This is a genomic window from Streptomyces sp. NBC_01264, from assembly GCF_026340675.1.
Taxonomy (GTDB): domain Bacteria; phylum Actinomycetota; class Actinomycetes; order Streptomycetales; family Streptomycetaceae; genus Streptomyces.
In genome coordinates, this window is the sequence record NZ_JAPEOX010000001.1 from 2,409,741 (window position 1) to 2,427,237 (window position 17,497).

General features: G+C 69.0%; 19 protein-coding genes. 2 read left to right on the forward strand and 17 right to left on the reverse strand.

All coding sequences use genetic code 11. The features are described from left to right. Positions 1-51 precede the first annotated feature (51 nt). The 11 genes from OG435_RS11035 to OG435_RS11085 all read right to left on the reverse strand — a co-directional run bounded on the left by OG435_RS11035 (position 52) and on the right by OG435_RS11085 (position 9,505). Positions 52-978 carry a diacylglycerol kinase gene (locus OG435_RS11035; protein ID WP_266876636.1) on the reverse strand — a complete coding sequence of 309 codons (927 nt, stop codon included), beginning with the start codon at positions 976-978 and terminating at the stop codon, positions 52-54. Between the two features lie 37 nt (positions 979-1,015). Continuing rightward, on the reverse strand, positions 1,016-1,981 hold the full coding sequence (tatC, locus tag OG435_RS11040) for a twin-arginine translocase subunit TatC (RefSeq protein WP_266876637.1): 966 nt from the start codon (positions 1,979-1,981) through the stop codon (positions 1,016-1,018). Between the two features lie 61 nt (positions 1,982-2,042). Continuing rightward, complete coding sequence (tatA, locus tag OG435_RS11045) at positions 2,043-2,342, reverse strand: Sec-independent protein translocase subunit TatA (protein WP_266876638.1); 300 nt, start codon at positions 2,340-2,342, stop codon at positions 2,043-2,045. A 170-nt stretch (positions 2,343-2,512) separates the two neighbouring features. After that, entirely contained in the window at positions 2,513-2,713 is a 201-nt protein-coding gene (locus OG435_RS11050; RefSeq protein WP_266876639.1) for a hypothetical protein, read from the reverse strand. A gap of 26 nt (positions 2,714-2,739) precedes the next feature. After that, positions 2,740-2,952, reverse strand: coding sequence for a hypothetical protein (locus tag OG435_RS11055; protein ID WP_266876640.1), 213 nt, complete (start codon positions 2,950-2,952; stop codon positions 2,740-2,742). Between the two features lie 23 nt (positions 2,953-2,975). Then, positions 2,976-3,989: a helix-turn-helix transcriptional regulator gene (locus tag OG435_RS11060; RefSeq protein ID WP_266876641.1), complete on the reverse strand. Its 1,014-nt coding sequence runs from the start codon at positions 3,987-3,989 to the stop codon at positions 2,976-2,978. 98 nt (positions 3,990-4,087) lie between these two features. Then, entirely contained in the window at positions 4,088-5,050 is a 963-nt protein-coding gene (locus OG435_RS11065) for a helix-turn-helix transcriptional regulator (RefSeq protein WP_266876642.1), read from the reverse strand. Positions 5,051-5,196: 146 nt separating this feature from the next. Continuing rightward, positions 5,197-5,574 carry an FKBP-type peptidyl-prolyl cis-trans isomerase gene (locus OG435_RS11070; RefSeq protein ID WP_266876643.1) on the reverse strand — a complete coding sequence of 126 codons (378 nt, stop codon included), beginning with the start codon at positions 5,572-5,574 and terminating at the stop codon, positions 5,197-5,199. 47 nt (positions 5,575-5,621) lie between these two features. Then, complete coding sequence (locus tag OG435_RS11075) at positions 5,622-6,560, reverse strand: FKBP-type peptidyl-prolyl cis-trans isomerase (RefSeq protein WP_266876644.1); 939 nt, start codon at positions 6,558-6,560, stop codon at positions 5,622-5,624. 125 nt (positions 6,561-6,685) lie between these two features. Further along, a complete protein-coding gene (gene pafA / locus OG435_RS11080) occupies positions 6,686-8,047 on the reverse strand; it encodes a Pup--protein ligase (RefSeq protein ID WP_266876645.1) in 1,362 nt (453 codons plus the stop codon). A gap of 180 nt (positions 8,048-8,227) precedes the next feature. Beyond that, entirely contained in the window at positions 8,228-9,505 is a 1,278-nt protein-coding gene (locus OG435_RS11085; RefSeq protein ID WP_266876646.1) for an MFS transporter, read from the reverse strand. A 147-nt stretch (positions 9,506-9,652) separates the two neighbouring features. Here OG435_RS11085 and OG435_RS11090 point away from each other — a divergent pair, with 147 nt between their 5' ends. After that, a complete protein-coding gene (locus OG435_RS11090) occupies positions 9,653-10,654 on the forward strand; it encodes a LacI family DNA-binding transcriptional regulator (protein WP_266876647.1) in 1,002 nt (333 codons plus the stop codon). 67 nt (positions 10,655-10,721) lie between these two features. On the opposite strand, the gene prcA is transcribed toward OG435_RS11090, so the two are convergent. The 6 genes from prcA to arc form a co-directional block, all read right to left on the reverse strand. Next, positions 10,722-11,486, reverse strand: a complete 765-nt coding sequence (prcA, locus tag OG435_RS11095) for a proteasome subunit alpha (RefSeq protein ID WP_254384775.1) — start codon at positions 11,484-11,486, stop codon at positions 10,722-10,724. 43 nt (positions 11,487-11,529) lie between these two features. Beyond that, positions 11,530-12,369 (reverse strand): proteasome subunit beta, encoded by an 840-nt coding sequence (gene prcB, locus OG435_RS11100; RefSeq protein ID WP_266876648.1) that lies wholly within the window; start codon positions 12,367-12,369, stop codon positions 11,530-11,532. Next, positions 12,321-12,833: an endonuclease VII domain-containing protein gene (locus OG435_RS11105; protein ID WP_266876649.1), complete on the reverse strand. Its 513-nt coding sequence runs from the start codon at positions 12,831-12,833 to the stop codon at positions 12,321-12,323. The genes prcB and OG435_RS11105 overlap by 49 nt, the downstream gene beginning before the upstream one ends. A 116-nt stretch (positions 12,834-12,949) precedes the next feature. Further along, entirely contained in the window at positions 12,950-13,162 is a 213-nt protein-coding gene (locus OG435_RS11110) for a ubiquitin-like protein Pup (RefSeq protein ID WP_030294332.1), read from the reverse strand. Between the two features lie 194 nt (positions 13,163-13,356). Beyond that, positions 13,357-14,868 carry a depupylase/deamidase Dop gene (gene dop, locus OG435_RS11115; RefSeq protein ID WP_266876650.1) on the reverse strand — a complete coding sequence of 504 codons (1,512 nt, stop codon included), beginning with the start codon at positions 14,866-14,868 and terminating at the stop codon, positions 13,357-13,359. 251 nt (positions 14,869-15,119) lie between these two features. Continuing rightward, positions 15,120-16,886: a proteasome ATPase gene (gene arc / locus OG435_RS11120; protein ID WP_250740357.1), complete on the reverse strand. Its 1,767-nt coding sequence runs from the start codon at positions 16,884-16,886 to the stop codon at positions 15,120-15,122. A 264-nt stretch (positions 16,887-17,150) separates the two neighbouring features. Between arc and OG435_RS11125 the strand changes: the two genes are divergently transcribed. Next, the gene (locus tag OG435_RS11125; protein ID WP_266876651.1) at positions 17,151-17,483 is read left to right on the forward strand and encodes a ferredoxin; all 333 of its coding nucleotides are present in this window, start codon (positions 17,151-17,153) and stop codon (positions 17,481-17,483) included. Positions 17,484-17,497: the final 14 nt, after the last annotated feature.

Genomic DNA, 17,497 nt, shown 5'->3' on the forward strand with positions numbered 1-17,497 from the left:
GCGGGCCCGGACGCGGGCCCGGACGCCGGCCCGGACGCCGGCCCGGACCTCCTACGCCAGGAGCCGCAGCGCCGCCGGGACGCACTCGGCACTCACGGGGAGCGGACCCAGCGGCTCGCCGTCCGCGTAGGCCGTGATGCCGGCCGCCTCCAGGGTCACCTTCGAGGCCCGGTGGACGGTCACCTTCGGATGGTCGAGATGGGTGCCCTTGTAGACCCGGGGAAAGACCTTCAGCAGGGTGCTGCGACTGCAGTCGCCGACGACGGTGACGTCGAAGAGCCCGTCGTCGGGGACCGCGTCCGCGCATATCCGCATGCCGCCGCCGTAGAAGGAGCCGTTGCCGACGGCCACCAGCGTGGCCTCCGTCTCCAGCACCGGCCCGCCGTCCAGGGTGATCCGGTACGGGAAGGGCCGGAAGGCGGCCAGTTCCAGGGCCATCGCCAGGTCGTACGTGAACCGGCCCGCCGGCAGCCGCATCCGGTTGCCCCGGTCGTTGACCCGCGAATCGAAGCCGGAGCACAGCACGGTCCCGTACCAGGTGCCGCCGACGCCGCCCGGGCCCCCGACCGCGTGCCCGGTCCCGGTGACCCGGCCCAGGTCGATCTCGCGGACCCGGCCCTCCTTGAGCGCCTCGGCGGCCAGCCGCCCCGCCCGCGCGGGTTCCCGTACGGGCAGTCCCATCGCGCGCGCGAAATCGTTCCCGGTACCCACCGCCACCACCCCGAGCGGCACCTCGGTGCCCGCGAGCGCCTGCATCGCCAGGGAGACCATCCCGTCGCCGCCGACCGCGATCACCGCCCCGGTGCCCTCGCGCACGGCGGTCCGCAACCGGGCCAGGGCGTCGGGGGCATCACCGCCGACGACGCTGCGCACCGAGAAACCGGCGTCACGAAGCGCGGAAGCGGCCGGCTGCGCGGCGTGCGCGGCCCGGCCGCTTCCGGCGGTGGGATTGACGAAGAGGGTGATCTCGGCGCTCACCGGCGGGAATCTACCCGTCGGGGCGGGCCCGCGTCGATCAGGTGGCGTCGTCGTAGCCGTTGATCCGCTGACGTCCGCCGTCGGCCTGCTCGGGCAGGGCGCCCGGGGCCGCCACGGGCTCGACCTCGCCCACGGCCGCCGGCGTCAGGTCCACCGCGGAGGCCTCGTCGTCGTCCAGGCCCGCGTCGGGGTTGCTCCGCGCCCGCCTGCGGTCGTTGAGGTAGCAGACCAGGAGGGCGATGAAGTACAGGGCGACGATCGGCGCGGCCAGCGACAGCATCGTCAGCGGGTCACCGGTGGGCGTCGCGAAGGCCGCGAAAAGGGTGATGCCCAGCACCATGGCCCGCCACCAGCTCGCCAGCCGCTTCGCGGTCAGCACCCCGGTGACGTTGAGCAGGATCAGCAGCAGCGGCAGCTCGAAGGCCAGGCCGAAGACCACGATCATGCGCGTGACCAGGTCGAGGTAGTCGTCGACCGGCAGCAGGTTGCTCGCGTTGTCCGGGGTGAACTCCAGCAGGATCACCGCGGTCTGCGGCAGGACGTTGTACGCGAGGACCGCGCCCGCGCCGAACAGCGGAGCACCGACCGCCACGAAGGCCACGGCGTACTTCTTCTCGTGGTTGTGCAGTCCCGGGGCCACGAAGGCCCACAGCTGGTACAGCCACACCGGCGCGGCGAGCACCACACCGGCGGTGAGGGAGACCTTCAGGGCGATGGAGAACGGAGCGATCAGGCCGCTCACGGTCATGGCGGCGCAGGGCTTCCCGTTGCGCTGCTGGATCACACCGTTGGTGCAGCCGACCGAGTCCAGGATCGGCTTCATCATGAAGTCGATGAGGTCCTTGTAGAAGAACGCGGCCACGATCGTGACCACGAGGATCCCCAGGACCGCCTTCAGCAGCCGGTTTCTCAGCTCACGCAGGTGCTCGACCAGAGGCATCCGCCCTTCGGCGTCCTTCGCCTTCTGGTCCTGCTTCTCCTGCTTGCGGGCAGACTTGAGCAACCCACGTCCCTTGTCTCGTTGCAGTTGACTGGTGCGAGCGCGGCCGGCGGACCGGCCCCGGTCAGCCCTGCGTGGTGTGGTTGGGCTCGTTCACGGGGCGGGCGCTGGTCACGTCACCGGGCGAGGCCTGGATCGTGCGCGGAGCCGGGGTCTGCTGCTGGGGCGCCGGGTCGGCGACGGAAGCGGCGGTGGCGGCGTCATCCGCCTCCCCCTCCTTCTTCATCGCCTTCGCCTCGCTCTTGAGGATGCGGGCGGACTTGCCGAGCGAGCGGGCCATGTCGGGAAGCTTCTTGGCACCGAACAGCAGGAAGATCACGGCGACGATCAGGAGGATCTCGAGGGGCTTCAGGTTGCCGATCATGTGTGTCTTCCTTCTCACCGAAACGGCTGGTTGTGGTAGTCAAGACGGCCCTGACCGAGATCGGTGAGCCGTTCTGACATGGATCGTAACCCCCGGGGGTTAACGCCGGGCAATGCCCTGGGGTATCACCGCTTGCGTGGTCAGACAGTACGACGGTTGCCCTGGGATGGCTATGGCCGCACGGAGCGCCCGGCCCTGGCCAGGCCCGTAGCGGCCCGCTCCAGCTCGGCGGAGGCGTCCGCGATCCGGCGCCCGGCATCCGCGACCTGGACGGAGAGCCTGCGCACCTCCACGAAGACCCGCACGGCGAGCACGGCGAGGACGGCGAGCCCGAGGAAACCCAGAGCGATTGCGAACATCGGCCACAGCATGCGACGAGCCTAGGCCACCGCGCGCCTCACACGCTGCGCAGGGTGCTCACGCCGCCACCGGTCAGAAGTTCCACGATGCGCTCCCCGGCCGGTTTGCGGACCGGCGCCGCGCACGCGGGACAGGTGAAGGAGTAGAAGGTCGTACGACGGCTGCCGCCGATGGCGAGACGCAGGGCGCCCGCGTCCAGCTCGAAGCGGGCCCGGCAGTCGGGACAGGACGCCTTGAACGCGACCGACATCGCGCGGATCCCCCCTCGGCCCCTCAGCCCTGTCGCCCGTCGGCGCCGCTCCCGGCCACCACGTCCCCGGCCGCCCCACCCTCATAGGCGGCGAGTGCCGCCCGGGCCGCCCGGCGGGCGCTGTCCGCCAGCTCCACGGGGGCCACGATCCGCCCCTCGCGGCCCAGCCGCAGCGCCAGCCGGCGCAGCGAGGCCGGATCAGGACTGCGCAGCGTGATGCGCAGGCCACCCTCGGGCAGCTCCTCGGCACTGTCGTGCGGGTAGTACTCCGCCACCCAGCGCCCCCCGGGACCCACCTCGACCACGACCTCCGGGTCCTCGGCGGCCGGCTGCACCAGCCCCTCGGACAGGTCGCGGGGCTCGATGGCCGGCGGCTCGGCCCGCTCGTCGAGCAGCCGGATCTCCGCCACCCGGTCCAGCCGGAAGGTCCGCCGGGCCTCCGAGAGGTGGCACCAGCCCTCCATGTAGGTGTGCCCGACGGCGAACAGCCTGATCGGGTCGACCTTGCGCTCGGTGAGCTCGTCGCGCGCCGGCGAGTAGTAGCGCAGCCACAGCCGGCGCCGCTCGGCGATCGCCCGGTCCACGTCGGCGAAGACCCCGCCCTCGGACTCGAAGGTCACCGACAGCCGGGAACTGGCACCGGCCACCTCACCCGCGGCCGCCTCCAGCTTCGCGGTGGCCCGCAGCAGCGCCTGGCGGTCCCCCTCGCGCAGCCCGGGCAGCGTGGCCACGGCCCGCGCGGCCACCAGCAGCGCCGTCGCCTCGTCCGCGGCCAGCCGCAGCGGCTCGGCGGTGGACTCCCCCGAGGCATCGGGATTGCGCCACCAGATGCGCTCCCCGTCGGTGTCGATGTCGAGCAGGTCACCGCCCCGGAAGCTGGTCCCGCACATGGGCAGCACGTCGAGGTCCGAGATCAGCTCGTCCTCGGTGATCCCGAAGGCCCGGGCCACGTCCGCGACGTGCGCACCCGGGCGCTCGCGCAGGTAGGTCACCAGGGACAGCATCCGGCGTGTCTGGTCGATGGCGTTGGCAGCCATGCTGGTACGTCTCCCCCTCAGGGCGTTGCTCACTGATCTTGCCCGGTCCACCCGGTCCACCCGCTCCGCGCGGCTCCGCACGGGTCCGCCGGGCCTGACTAGCCCTTGGCCACGGCCCGCAGCCGGTCCACGACGTCGGCCCGCAGATCGGCCGGCTCCAGCACCACGACATCGGGGCCGAACTCCACCAGCCAGGCGTCCAGCCCGTGCCCGTAAGGGATCTCCAGCTCGTCCCAGCCCTCGCCCCCGGCCCCCTCGCGCACCGCCGCGGCCTTGGCCCGCAGCGGATAGCCCGCCCCCGCCCGCAGCCGGATCACCGCGGAGCGCTCCGCACTCTCACCGGCCCAGCTCGCCACGGTCTCCCGCACGGTCACCACGTCCGGGACCTCGGCGGTGTACTTGGCGGCCCGCGAGCGGACCTTGCCCGTGATCCGGGACAGCCGGAACACCCGCTCCGCCCCGCGATCGCGGTCGAAGCCCGCCAGGTACCAGTGACCGCGCCAGCACTCCAGCGCCCACGGCTCGACCTGCCGGGTCTCGGGACGGGCCGCGGTGGACTTGCGGTAATCGAAGACGACCGGCCGCCGGTCGCGGCAGGCCAGCATCAGCGGCTCGAAGGCCGCCTCGTGCACCGGGATCCGCGGCTCGATGGCACTGTGCTGACCCTCGTACGGATCCGAGGCCTCCGGCATGCCGCCGGCGCGCAGCTTCTGCAGCGCGCCACTGGCCGCACCCGCGAGCCGGGCCTGCTGCCACACCTTGGCCGCCAGCCCCAGGGCCGCGGCCTCCTCGGCGTCCAGCGCCACGGGCGGCAGCCGGTTGGAGTCACGACGCGCCAGATAGCCGGTGTCCCCCTCCAGGTTCTCCACGGTCTCGATCACCAGCCCGAGCTCCCGCAGATCGTCCTTGTCCCGCTCGAACATGCGGTTGAAGGACTCGTCGTTCCCGGCTTCCATGTAGGCCTCGATGGAACCGCGCAGTTCCCGCTTGCTGAGCGGCCGACGCGTCCCCAGCAGACACAGCGCCAGATTCATCAGCCGCTCGGCCTTGGCAATCGCCATCGACGCCCATCCGCCCTTCCAGACCTTCGAGTCGTGTCCCCGGTACACCCTCGTGACCGCTGACCGTACCGCCCCGACGGTCCAGGGCAAAAGCGAGGGCCCCCGCCTTCAAGGCGGGGGCCCCACACGCTTTCACAGCGGACCGATCAGGCGCCCATCAGGTCGCACACGAAGATCAGCGTCTCGCCCGGCTTGATCGCACCGCCGGCGCCACGGTCGCCGTAGGCGAGGTGGGCCGGGATGACCAGCTTGCGGCGGCCGCCGACCTTCATGCCCTGGATGCCCGTGTCCCAGCCGGAGATGACCTGGCCGATGCCGAGCTGGAACTGCAGCGGCGCGCCGCGGCCCCAGGAGGCGTCGAACTCCTCACCGGTCGAGTAGGCCACGCCCACGTAGTGGACGGAGACCCGGGAACCGGCCTTGGCCTCGGCGCCCTCGCCCACCCAGAGGTCCTCGATCACGAGGTCCGCCGGGACCGGGAAATCGGGGAAGTCGATCTCGGGCTTCTCGAGCTTGTCACTCACGGAACTGCTCCTCAAAACTTACGAACAGGGGTACAACCCGGACAGTCTTACACCACGGCCAGGATGTCGAGGCTGAAGACCAGCGTCGAATTGGCCGGGATGGTGCCCTGCTCCTTGTCGGCGAAACCCTGGTCCGGCGGGATGACCAGCAGGATCCGGCTGCCGGTCTTCTTGCCGACGATCCCGTCCTTCAGGCCCTTGACCTGGAGCTCCGCCAGCGGCCACGTCACGGACGTCCCGGTGGCGTACGTGCTCTCGAAGGTCTTGTCGTCCTTCCACGTCTTGCCGTGGAACTTGACCACCACGCTGTCGGTGTCCTTCACGGCCGCGCCGTCGCCCTCGAGGACGTAGTTCGACACGAGCTTCGCCGGGGGCGCGGAGTCCTTCGGAACGGTCACGGAGACTTCCTTGCCGTCCGTGTTCGTACCGACCTTCGGCAGGGCGGCGTCCGCCTGCGGGACCTCCTTGCCCGTGGCCGAAGCCGGGATGGAGGTGCCCTTGACGATGTCCACGACGAAGACCAGCGTGGCGTTCGGCTTGATCTTCTCGCCCGAGCCCTGGTCGCCGTAACCGAGGTCCGGCGGGATCACCAGCTCCAGCCGGCTGCCGACCTTCTTGCCCAGCAGGCCCTGGTCCCAGCCCTTGATGACCTGGCCCTCGCCGACGGTCACGTCGAACGGCTTGTCCTTGCCGAAGCTCTGGTCGAACGGCTCCTTGCCGTCCCAGACCTGGCCGAGGTAGTTGACCTGGGCGATGTCGCCCTTCTTCAGCGCCGGGCCGTCACCCTCGCTGATGGTCACCACCTTCAGTTCCTTCGGCGGGGTCCCCTTCCCCGTCGACAGGGTGGGGGTCTCCCCGAACTTGGCACCCTTCGTGATCGCGGGCACCCCGTTCTTCATCTGGGCGGAGTCGGAGCCGCTGTCACCACAGGCCGCTGTCGACAGCAGCAGAAGGGGTACGACAAGCAGGCCGGCAAGTCGGCGCACGTGTTCCTCAGATCTCAGACGGCACATAGGTCGTCGCCACTCTAAGGCGTCGACAGGGCCCCGTACGAGATCCGTACGGGGCCCTGGCCGAGATCAGAGCGATGCGCGCGGCACCGCCGGGTGCGCTACATCCCCGCGATCAGCTTCTCCACCCGCTCGTCCACCGACCGGAACGGGTCCTTGCACAGCACCGTGCGCTGCGCCTGGTCGTTCAGCTTCAGATGCACCCAGTCGACCGTGAAGTCCCGCCGCTGCTCCTGCGCACGACGGATGAAGTCACCCCGCAGCCTCGCCCTCGTCGTCTGCGGAGGCACCGACTTGCCCTCGAAGATCTTGAGGTCGTTGCAGATCCGCGCCGCCTGCCCCTTGCGCTCCAGCAGGTAGTACAGCCCGCGCCTGCGATGGATGTCGTGATACGCGAGGTCTATCTGAGCCACCCGCGGATTCGACATCGTCATGTTGTGCTTCGCCCGGTACCGCTCGATCAGCTGGTACTTCATCACCCAGTCGATCTCGGTCCCGATCCGGTCCAGGTCCTCCGCGTCGATCGCGTCCAGCGTCCGGCCCCACAGCTCCAGCACCTGGTCCACGACACCCGTACGGATCCCCCGCCGCTCGGCGAAGTCCACCGCCTTGTCGTAGTACTCCCGCTGGATCTCCAGCGCCGAGGCCTCCCGACCGCTCGCGAGGCGCACCTTGCGCTGACCCGTGATGTCGTGACTGACCTCCCGGATCGCCCGGATCGGGTTCTCCAGCGTCAGGTCCCGCATCACCGTGCCCGCCTCGATCATGCGCAGCACCAGATCGGTCGCCCCGACCTTCAGCAGCATGGTCGTCTCGGACATGTTCGAGTCGCCGACGATCACGTGCAGACGCCGGTAACGCTCCGCGTCCGCGTGCGGCTCGTCCCGCGTGTTGATGATCGGCCGCGAACGCGTCGTGGCCGAACTGACACCCTCCCAGATGTGCTCGGCCCGCTGACTCACGCAGTAGACCGCACCCCGAGGTGTCTGCAGCACCTTGCCCGCACCGCAGATCAACTGCCGCGTGACGAGGAACGGGATCAGAATGTCCGCCAGCCGGGAGAATTCCCCGTGCCGGGCCACCAGGTAGTTCTCATGGCAGCCGTACGAGTTTCCCGCCGAGTCGGTGTTGTTCTTGAACAGATAGACGTCGCCCGCGATTCCCTCCTCGTGCAGGCGGCGTTCGGCGTCGACGAGCAGGCCCTCGAGAATGCGCTCGCCGGCCTTGTCGTGGGTGACCAGTTCGATCAGGTTGTCGCATTCGGGAGTTGCATACTCCGGATGCGAACCCACGTCGAGGTAGAGGCGGGCGCCGTTCCGCAGGAAGACATTGCTGCTGCGGCCCCATGACACAACACGGCGGAAGAGGTAGCGCGCCACTTCGTCAGGAGACAGTCGGCGCTGTCCCCTGAACGTGCACGTGACGCCGTACTCGTTCTCCAGCCCGAAAATGCGGCGGTCCATGACTGAACATTACGCCTTCTGCTCTGTTCTGAAACCGAGTTCGCAGGCGCCGTTTCGATCATTTTCCCGAGAGGCCACCCCGGCGGGCGCCCGGAACACGCCCGCCGCGCGCCCACCGCACGCCCGCCAGACGCCCACCGGACGCCCGCAGCACGCCCGCCGGCCCGCCTAAGACCCCGTCTAAGACCCCGTCACCGAGGCCTCCGCGGAACCCTCCAACGGCCCCGCCGACCCGGCCGCCGGCACCCCCGCCACCGAACCCGCCACCGCACGGCTCGCACCCGGACGCGCCAGCACCCGCTGAGTCACCGTCAGCACCAGCAGCGCCGCCGCCCCCGCCACACTCGCCACCGCGAACCCCGCCGCCGTACCCCCCGCCTCCACCGAAGGACCCGCCGCCGCCGTACCGATCGCCGCGCCCACCCCGAAGAACGTCACCAGCCACGAGAACGCCTCCGTCACCGTGCCCGCCGGAGCGTGCCGGTCCACCACGATGAACGCACACGCCAGAGCCGGAGCCAGGAACACCCCCGCCAGCGCCGCGAACCCCGTCATCGCCACCACACCCGGCACCAGCATCAACGGCAGATAGCACACCGCCAGCAACGCCACCAGCAACCGCAGCCGCCGCTCTGGCGCCCCCGCCCACTGCCGCGCCCCGTACAGCACACCACCGAACAGCGCGCCCAGACCCAGCGCCGCCATCAGCCAGCCGTACACCGCCTGACCACCGTGCTCGTCCGCGTACGCCACACCCGCCACCGTGATCGACCCCAGCGCCGTCCCCACGAAGAAGAACGCCCCCAGCAACGCCAGCAGACCCGGCGAACGAAGCGCCCCCAGCCAGTGCGCCTCCCGCGGCTCCGAACGCCACCGCCGCGAAGGCTCCGACACCACGACCGACAGCGCCCCCAGCACCCCGATCCCGTTGAGCACCAGCAACGCCACCGCCGGATCCCACAGCGCCACGCACAGCGTCACCAGCAGCGGCCCCACCGTGAACATGACCTCCTGGGCCACCGCGTCCATCGCGTACGCCGCGTGCACCCGCTCCTCCTTGCCGCCCAGCACGCTCGGCCACAGCGCCCGCAGCCCGCCCTCCAGCGGCGGCGTGAACAGCCCCGCGACCACCACCGCCGCGTACGCCACCACCACCGACCCGGTACCGGCCAGCGCCAGCCACACCATGCCCAGCGCCGACACCACCGCCGCCGGCAACTGCACCCGCGGCTGCCCGAACAGGTCCACCGCCCGACCCAGCAACGGCTGCCCCACCGCGTTCGACACCCCGTACACGGCCGCGAGCGCGCCCGCCAGGCTGTAGCTGCCGCCCTCGGCCCGCGTGAACAGCACGATCGCGATCGGCCCGGTCCCGTTCGGCAGCCGGCCTATGAGCGTGCCCACCAGCAGCCTCGCGGCATGCCGGGTCCTGAGCAGCTCCGCGTAACCCGCGGCCATGTCCGCCCCCTTCTGCCCGGGACCACCCCGGGAGTAAGCCAAGTAATACGTATAACGTAACCGGTCATACGTACCATGACCACAGTCGGACGGTCCACCCACCCGACCCACCACACCCCCCGCGACCTCGCACTACAGGAGCACCGTGTGACGAGACCCACCAGCCGCGACGTGGCCACCGCCGCCGGGGTCTCCCAGGCCACCGTCTCCCTCGTCCTCGGCGACAAATGGCGCGGCCGCGTCTCCGAACGCACCGCCGACCACGTCCGCCACACCGCCACCGAACTCGGCTACCGCCCCAACCTCGCCGCCCGCAACCTCCGCCTCGGCTCCACCCGCACCGCCCTCCTCGTCGTCCCCGCCCTCACCAACGAGTTCTTCGCCCGCGTCTACACCGGCGCCGCCCGCATCGCCGCCGAACACGGCTTCGGCGTCGTCCTCTACCCCTCCCCCGACGGCACCGGCCCCGCCCGCGACCCGTTCGCCTCCGCCCGCGCCGCCCTCGACGGAGTCATCGCCTCCTCCATGGCCGCCGACGCCCTCCACGCCCTCGGCGGCGATGGACTCCCCCTCGTCATGCTCGACAGCGACCCCACCGCCGACACCGCCCACGCCCACGTCAACCTCGCCATCGCCGACGGCATGCGCCAGACCGCCGAACACCTCCTCACCCACGGCCACCACCGCTTCCTCCACCTCGCCTCCGCCATCGACTCCTGGACCTTCGACGTCCGCGCCAACGCCCTGGCCGCCCTCCTGCCGCCCCCCGCCGAGCTGCGCACCGTACGGGCCCACCTCAGCGTGGAAGCCGCCCGTACGGCCACGGAAGCCGCCCTGGACGCCCCCGCGGACCGCCGCCCCACCGCCGTCGTCTGCGACGACGACATCCTGGCCGCCGGCGCCTGCAAGGCCGCCCGCCGCCTCGGCCTGCGCATCCCCGAGGACCTCTCCGTCACCGGCTTCGACGACCTCGCCCTCGCCACCGCCGTCGAACCGGAACTCACCACCATCCACCTCCCCGCCGAACGCGTCGGCGAACAGGGCATGACCGCACTCCTCGCCGTCCTCGAAGGCACCCCCTGGACCCCCGTCGACATCCCGGTCCACCTCGTCGTCCGCGACTCCACGGGCCCGGCCCCGACCCCCTGAGCCACCCGGGAACGCGAAAGCGCCCCCGACCCGAAGGCCAGGGGCGCTCACGCACTCTCCTACCGCTCTACTCGGCTTCCTCTTCGGGAGCCTCGTCGTTCGACACGGCATCCGCCTGGGCCGCCGCCGGAACGTCCGCCTCCAGCAGCCTCGACAGCTGCCGGCCACGGATCCGCTTGAACTTGCGCTGCTGAGCCCGCGTACGGTCCAGCACCGCCACCTCCAGCCGCTCCGCCGGAATCGACTTGTCCGTGCCGTTCGCCTGGCTCGACAGCGCCTGCACCGCCAGCTTCAGCGCCTCGGACAGGGTCATCCCGTCCTGGTGCCGCTGATCGAGGTAGGTACTGATCTGCTCGGCGTTGCCACCCACGGCGACGGACCCGTGCTCGTCGACGATCGACCCGTCGTGCGGCAGCCGGTAGATCTGGTCACCGGCCGCCGTCGCGCCGACCTCGGCCACGACCAGCTCCACCTCGTACGGCTTCTCCCCCGCACTGGAGAAGATCGTGCCGAGCGTCTGCGCGTAGACGTTCGCCAGCCCACGGGCCGTCACATCGTCGCGGTCGTACGTGTATCCACGCAGATCGGCGTACCGGACGCCGCCGATGCGCAGGTTCTCGTACTCGTTGTACTTGCCGGCGGCCGCGAAGCCGATCCGGTCGTAGATCTCGCTGAACTTGTGCAGCGCACGGGACGGGTTCTCACCGACGAACACGATGCCGTCGGCGTACTGGATCACAACAAGGCTCCGACCACGGGCGATGCCCTTGCGGGCGTATTCCGCCCGGTCGGCCATGGCCTGCTGGGGTGACACATAGAACGGAGTCGACACCGGCTTTCCGTCCCTTTCTTCTGGACGACGAGGAGGTCAGAGATCAGAGCAGTGCGGCGCGCGGACCGTCGGGCTGCTCCAGCCGGCGGTTCGTGATCTTGCGGGCCAGCTCCGAGGACTCCTCGTCGGTCAGCCTGCGGAATCCCTCGTCGGTCATGACGGTGACGATGGGGTAGATGTGGCGGTAGAGGTCCGGGCCACCGGTCGCCGAGTCGTCGTCGGCGGCGTCGTACAACGCCTGGACGACGAGCGTCGTGGCCTCCTCCTCCGTCAGCTTGGAGTGGTACAGCTTCTTCATCGACCCGCGGGCGAAGATCGAACCGGACCCGGTCGCGGCGTAACCGTGCTCCTCGGAGCGGCCGCCGGTCACGTCGTAGGAGAAGATCCGTCCCTTCTCCTTGGCCTCGTCGTACCCCGCGAAGAGCGGGACGACGGCGAGCCCCTGCATCGCCATCCCCAGATTGCTCCGGATCATGGTCGACAGCCGGTTCGCCTTACCTTCGAGGGAGAGGGTCGCGCCCTCCACCTTCTCGAAGTGCTCCAGCTCCAGCTGGAACAGCTTCACCATCTCCACCGCCAGACCGGCGGTGCCGGCGATGCCGACGGCGGAGTACTCGTCCGCCGGGAACACCTTCTCGATGTCCCGCTGCGCGATCATGTTCCCCATGGTCGCCCGCCGGTCACCGGCGAGGACCACCCCGCCGGGGAAGGTGGCGGCCACGATGGTCGTCCCGTGCGGCGCCTCGATGACCCCGTCGGGCAGCTTCCGGTTGCCCGGGAGCATCTCGGGCTGGTGAGCCCCGAGGAAGTCCATGAAGGACGACGACCCCGGCGTCAGGAAGGCTGCCGGTAGACGCCCTGTGCTACGAGTGTTGGGTTCCACAGGTTTCCTTCCAGATATGAGACGACCCTACGAGCTGCGTCGGGATCGTCTCCCAACTTGCCGATGGCCGTGTTGCAGTTGAAGCAAAGTACGCCTCGGACCTTACCCGTGGTGTGGCAGTGATCCACATGTACCGCCGGACGCTTTTTGCAGATCAAGCAGATGCCGCCCTGCGCCGCGATCATCGCGTCGCGCTCGGCCTCGGTCATGCCGTAGGAGCGCTTCAGATGGTCTGCCCGACTCTGGATCGCCCGACAGGCCTTGCAGCGCGTCGACAACCCGTCCGAAGCTGTCTTGTTCCGGTCCCATTCCGAGTGCGGCTTGGTTTCCTTGCACCGCCGGCAGTACTTGTGCCCTGCCGGAACCACCACGCGGGGACGGACGTTCTTCCCCTTGGCTATCTGCCGCTGCTGGTGATACTCGGCTGCGCACGGCCTGCAATAGCATTGCAGGCCGTCACGCATGGCCCGATTAGAAGCGAAAGCATCGAGCGGCTTGACCAGGTCGCACCGCGCACACCGCTTCCCACCCTCCAACACGCACCCTCCCCGCGAGCTTCACCTTCGATTCGAAGGTGAAATCACTCGCCACCCTTCTGAACGAAGGAACGCACGAAGTCCTCGGCATTTTCCTCGAGCACATCATCGATTTCATCGAGTACCGAGTCGACGTCGTCGGAGAGCTTTTCCTGTCGCTCCTTGAGGTCGGTCGATTCTTCGACCGCGGCCTCCTCGACCTCCTCGGTCGAGCGCTGCGCCTTCTGCTGTCCGCCGCCGGTGTCCTTGGTCGCCATGTCTAGCTCACCCCGCTCGGTTCGCACGCTCACGTGAAAGACCCCGCGAATTCGGGATCCCTCAAGATCAGACTCTACGTCGGACCCTACAAGGAGGGTCCGACATCCGTCCCGGTACTTTCATAACGTCCGGGTGTCTTCATGATTCCCGGGCCGGGGGCCTTTCAGCCCCCGCCCGGGGACCGGGAAAGGGCTTACCGCCCCGAGAGCACCCGGACCAGGTCCTCCGCCGTACGACAGCGGTCCAGGAGCTCCTTCACGTGGGCACGGGTCCCCCGCAGGGGTTCCAGGGTCGGGACCCGCTGGAGGGAGTCGTGGCCCGGCAGGTCGAAGATCACCGAGTCCCACGAGGCCGCCGCCACGTCGTCCGCGTACTGCTCCAGGCACCGCCCCCGGAAGTACGCCCGGGTGTCCTCCGGAGGCTTGCTCTGCGCCCGTTCCACCGCGGTCTCGTCCAGCAGCCGCTTCATCTTGCCGCGGGCCACCAGGCGGTTGTACAGCCCCTTCTCGGGCCGTACGTCCGCGTACTGGAGGTCGACGAGGTGAAGCCGGGCCGCGTCCCAGCCTAGGCCGTCCCGGCGCCGGTAGCCCTCGAGGATCTCCCGCTTGGCGATCCAGTCGAGCTCCCCCGACAGGCTCATCGGGTCCGTCTCCAGCCGGCCCAGTACGTCCTCCCAGCGGGCCAGCACATCCTTGGTCTGCTCGTCCGCGTCGGAGCCGAAACGCTCCTCCACGTACTTCCTGGCCAGCTCGTAGTACTCCATCTGGAGCTGTACGGCGGTCAGCGTCCGCCCGCTGCGCAGCGTGATCAGGTGCTGCAGGTCGGGGTCGTGGGAGACCTGGTGGAGGGTGCGTACGGGCTGGTCCACGGCGAGGTCGACGTTGATGTAACCGTCTTCGATCATGGACAGGACGAGGGCGGTGGTGCCGAGCTTGAGGTAGGTGGAGATCTCGGAGAGGTTGGCGTCTCCGATGATCACGTGGAGGCGGCGGTACTTCTCCGCGTCCGAGTGCGGCTCGTCCCGCGTGTTGATGATGGGGCGCTTGAGGGTGGTCTCCAGGCCGACCTCGACTTCGAAGTAGTCGGCGCGCTGGCTGATCTGGAAGCCGTGTTCGCGGCCGTCCTGGCCGATGCCGACGCGGCCGGCGCCGGTGAAGACGAGGCGGGAGACGAAGAAGGGGGTGAGGTGGCGCACGATGTCCGAGAAGGGGGTCTCCCGCTTCATCAGGTAGTTCTCGTGCGTGCCGTAGGAGGCGCCCTTGTTGTCGGTGTTGTTCTTGTAGAGGTGGATGGGCTGGGCCCCGGGGAGCTGGGCGGCCCTGACGGCGGCCTCGGCCATGATCCGCTCGCCGGCCTTGTCCCAGAGGACGGCGTCGAGCGGGTTGGTGATCTCCGGGGAGCTGTATTCGGGGTGTGCGTGGTCCACGTAGAGGCGTGCGCCGTTGGTGAGGATGACATTGGCGAGGCCGATGTCCTCGTCGGTGAGCTGGCTGTTGTCGGCGGCCTCGCGGGCGAGGTCGAAGCCGCGGGCGTCCCGCAGCGGGTTCTCTTCCTCGAAGTCCCAGCGGGCGCGTCGCGCCCGGTGCATCGCCGCCGCGTAGGCGTTGACGATCTGGGACGAGGTGAGCATGGCATTGGCGTTCGGGTGCCCCGGGACGGAGATCCCGTACTCCGTCTCGATCCCCATTACTCGCCGTACGGTCATGCGGCCCTCCTTGCCCGGCGGCGCTCCCGTTCGGGAGCGGCGCTCAAGTACCGCTGGTGCTCCGGTGCGTCGTGTGCGGTGCCCGTCCCCGCACTGCGCGACCTGCGGTATGGAAGAGCCTAGAACCACTCCGCGCTGGTGGGGAGATCATTTCAGTCATTGACTTTGCCCTGTCACCGGCTGAAAAGAGCGTTTGGTAAAGCAGTCGGCTGCGGGTGCCCCTGCCGGGCGCCCGCAGCCGGCCCGCTTTGTCAGAGGTACTGACCGGTGTTGGCCACCGTGTCGATGGAGCGTCCGGTGTCCGCGCCTTGCTTTCCGGTGACGAGGGTTCGGATGAATACGATCCGCTCGCCCTTCTTTCCGGAGATTCGGGCCCAGTCGTCGGGGTTGGTGGTGTTGGGCAGGTCTTCGTTCTCCTTGAACTCGTCCACGCAAGCCTGGAGGAGATGGGCGACGCGAAGGCCCTTCTGGTTGTGCTCGAGGAAGGCCTTGATGGCCATCTTCTTCGCACGGTCCACGATGTTCTGGATCATCGCGCCCGAGTTGAAGTCCTTGAAGTAGAGGACTTCCTTGTCGCCGTTGGCGTACGTGACCTCGAGGAAGCGGTTTTCCTCGGTTTCGGCGTACATCTGCTCGACGACGGTCTGGATCATGCTGTGGACGGTTTCGGCGGTGGATCCCTGGTGCTCGCCGAGGTCGTCGGTGTGCAGGGGCAGGGTGGCCTTGAGGTACTTCGCGAAGATGTCCTTGGCGGCCTCGGCGCCGGGGCGCTCGATCTTGATCTTCACGTCGAGCCGGCCGGGGCGCAGGATGGCCGGGTCGATCATGTCCTCGCGGTTGGAGGCGCCGATGACGATGACGTTCTCCAGGCCTTCCACGCCGTCGATCTCGGCGAGCAGCTGGGGGACGATGGTGTTCTCCACGTCCGAGCTGACTCCGGATCCGCGGGTGCGGAAGAGGGATTCCATCTCGTCGAAGAAGACGATGACGGGGGTGCCCTCGCTCGCCTTCTCCCTCGCACGCTGGAAGACGAGGCGGATGTGCCGCTCGGTCTCGCCGACGTACTTGTTGAGGAGTTCGGGGCCCTTGATGTTGAGGAAGTAGGACTTCCCGGTGGGCTGGCCGGTGACTTCGGCGACCTTCTTGGCAAGGGAGTTGGCCACGGCCTTGGCGATGAGCGTCTTGCCACAGCCGGGGGGGCCGTAGAGCAGGATGCCCTTCGGGGGCCGCAGTTCGTGTTCCTTGAAGAGGTCGGGGTAGAGGTAGGGGAGCTCGACTGCGTCGCGGATCAGTTCGATCTGGTCGCCCAGGCCGCCGATCTTGTCGTAGTCGATGTCCGGGACCTCTTCGAGGACGAGGTCTTCGACCTCGCTCTTGGGGACGATCTCGTAGACGTAGCCGGAGCGGGGTTCGAGCAGCAGGGAGTCGCCGGGGCGGATGGTGACGTCCAGGAGCGGCTCGGCGAGCCTCACCACCCTTTCCTCGTCGGTGTGCCCGACCACCAGGGCGCGCTCGCCGTCCTCGAGGATTTCCTTGAGGGTGACGATGTCCCCGGCCCGTTCGAACTCCATGGCCTCGACCACGTTGAGGGCCTCGTTGAGCATGACCTCCTGGCCTCGCCGGAGGTCTTCCGGTTCGACGCTGGGGCTCACGTTCACGCGGAGCTTTCGGCCGCCGGTGAAGATGTCGACGGTTCCGTCTTCGTTCGACTGCAGGAAGACTCCGAAGCCGGCCGGCGGCTGTGCGAGCCGGTCGACTTCTTCCTTGAGGGCCACGATCTGGTCGCGGGCCTCGCGCAGGGTGTTCGCCAGCCGCTCGTTCTGTGCGGAGACGCCTGCCAGGTTTGTCTGGAGCTCGACGATCCGCTCTTCGAGAATCCTCGTGTGTCGCGGAGAGTCGGCGAGCTTACGTCGCAGGACGGCGATTTCCTGCTCGAGATAGGCAACCTGGCCGGCGGGGTCCTCAGACCCTCGCCCGGGCCGGATGCCGCGGTTGATGTCGTCGTCGTGGGCTGCCACGGTCCTCACCTCCTCCAAGGGGAGCTGGACGCTTTCTGACCCTACCTGGGCTGGTGGTGATTGAAACCCCTAGATCACAAAGACGGTAGGGGTGTGTCCGATCTTCACCCTTGCGTACTCCCTCCCGTCAAGGAAATACCCACCCATCAACATCGGAAAGCAGCCGGTTGTAAGGTCGAACTGTTCAACACCCGTCAGAGCTCGTGCGACTTGCCTCGCGTTGTGACCGGGATGGATCACTCAGAGCAGGGAACGGCAGGGGATATGACCGTGCAGCAGGAGGCGGCCACCGAGCGGAACGCGGGTGCCGAGGGCGTGGCCGGAGAGCCGTTGGAGGTCTGGATCGACCAGGACCTCTGCACGGGCGACGGCATCTGCGTGCAGTACGCACCGGAGGTGTTCGAGCTGGACATCGATGGTCTGGCGTACGTGAAGAGCCCTGCCGACGAGTTGCTCGTGGAGGCGGGGGCGACCACTCCGGTTCCGCTGGTGCTGCTTCAGGACGTGGTGGATTCCGCGAAGGAATGCCCCGGGGATTGCATCCATGTAAGGCGGGTTTCGGACAGGGTGGAAGTCTTCGGTCCGGACGCCCAGTAAAGGTTCCAGCGAGG

What these genes read in the sequence shown, in the direction of transcription:
- tatA (WP_266876638.1), bottom strand. Translation starts at nt 2,342, where the DNA reads ATGATCGGCAACCTGAAGCCCCTCGAGATCCTCCTGATCGTCGCCGTG.
- OG435_RS11050 (WP_266876639.1), bottom strand. Translation starts at nt 2,713, where the DNA reads ATGCTGTGGCCGATGTTCGCAATCGCTCTGGGTTTCCTCGGGCTCGCC.
- OG435_RS11055 (WP_266876640.1), bottom strand. Translation starts at nt 2,952, where the DNA reads ATGTCGGTCGCGTTCAAGGCGTCCTGTCCCGACTGCCGGGCCCGCTTC.
- OG435_RS11060 (WP_266876641.1), bottom strand. Translation starts at nt 3,989, where the DNA reads ATGGCTGCCAACGCCATCGACCAGACACGCCGGATGCTGTCCCTGGTG.
- OG435_RS11065 (WP_266876642.1), bottom strand. Translation starts at nt 5,050, where the DNA reads ATGGCGATTGCCAAGGCCGAGCGGCTGATGAATCTGGCGCTGTGTCTG.
- pafA (WP_266876645.1), bottom strand. Translation starts at nt 8,047, where the DNA reads ATGGACCGCCGCATTTTCGGGCTGGAGAACGAGTACGGCGTCACGTGC.
- OG435_RS11085 (WP_266876646.1), bottom strand. Translation starts at nt 9,505, where the DNA reads ATGGCCGCGGGTTACGCGGAGCTGCTCAGGACCCGGCATGCCGCGAGG.
- OG435_RS11105 (WP_266876649.1), bottom strand. Translation starts at nt 12,833, where the DNA reads ATGCGTGACGGCCTGCAATGCTATTGCAGGCCGTGCGCAGCCGAGTAT.
- OG435_RS11110 (WP_030294332.1), bottom strand. Translation starts at nt 13,162, where the DNA reads ATGGCGACCAAGGACACCGGCGGCGGACAGCAGAAGGCGCAGCGCTCG.
- dop (WP_266876650.1), bottom strand. Translation starts at nt 14,868, where the DNA reads ATGACCGTACGGCGAGTAATGGGGATCGAGACGGAGTACGGGATCTCC.
- OG435_RS11125 (WP_266876651.1), top strand. Translation starts at nt 17,151, where the DNA reads ATGACCGTGCAGCAGGAGGCGGCCACCGAGCGGAACGCGGGTGCCGAG.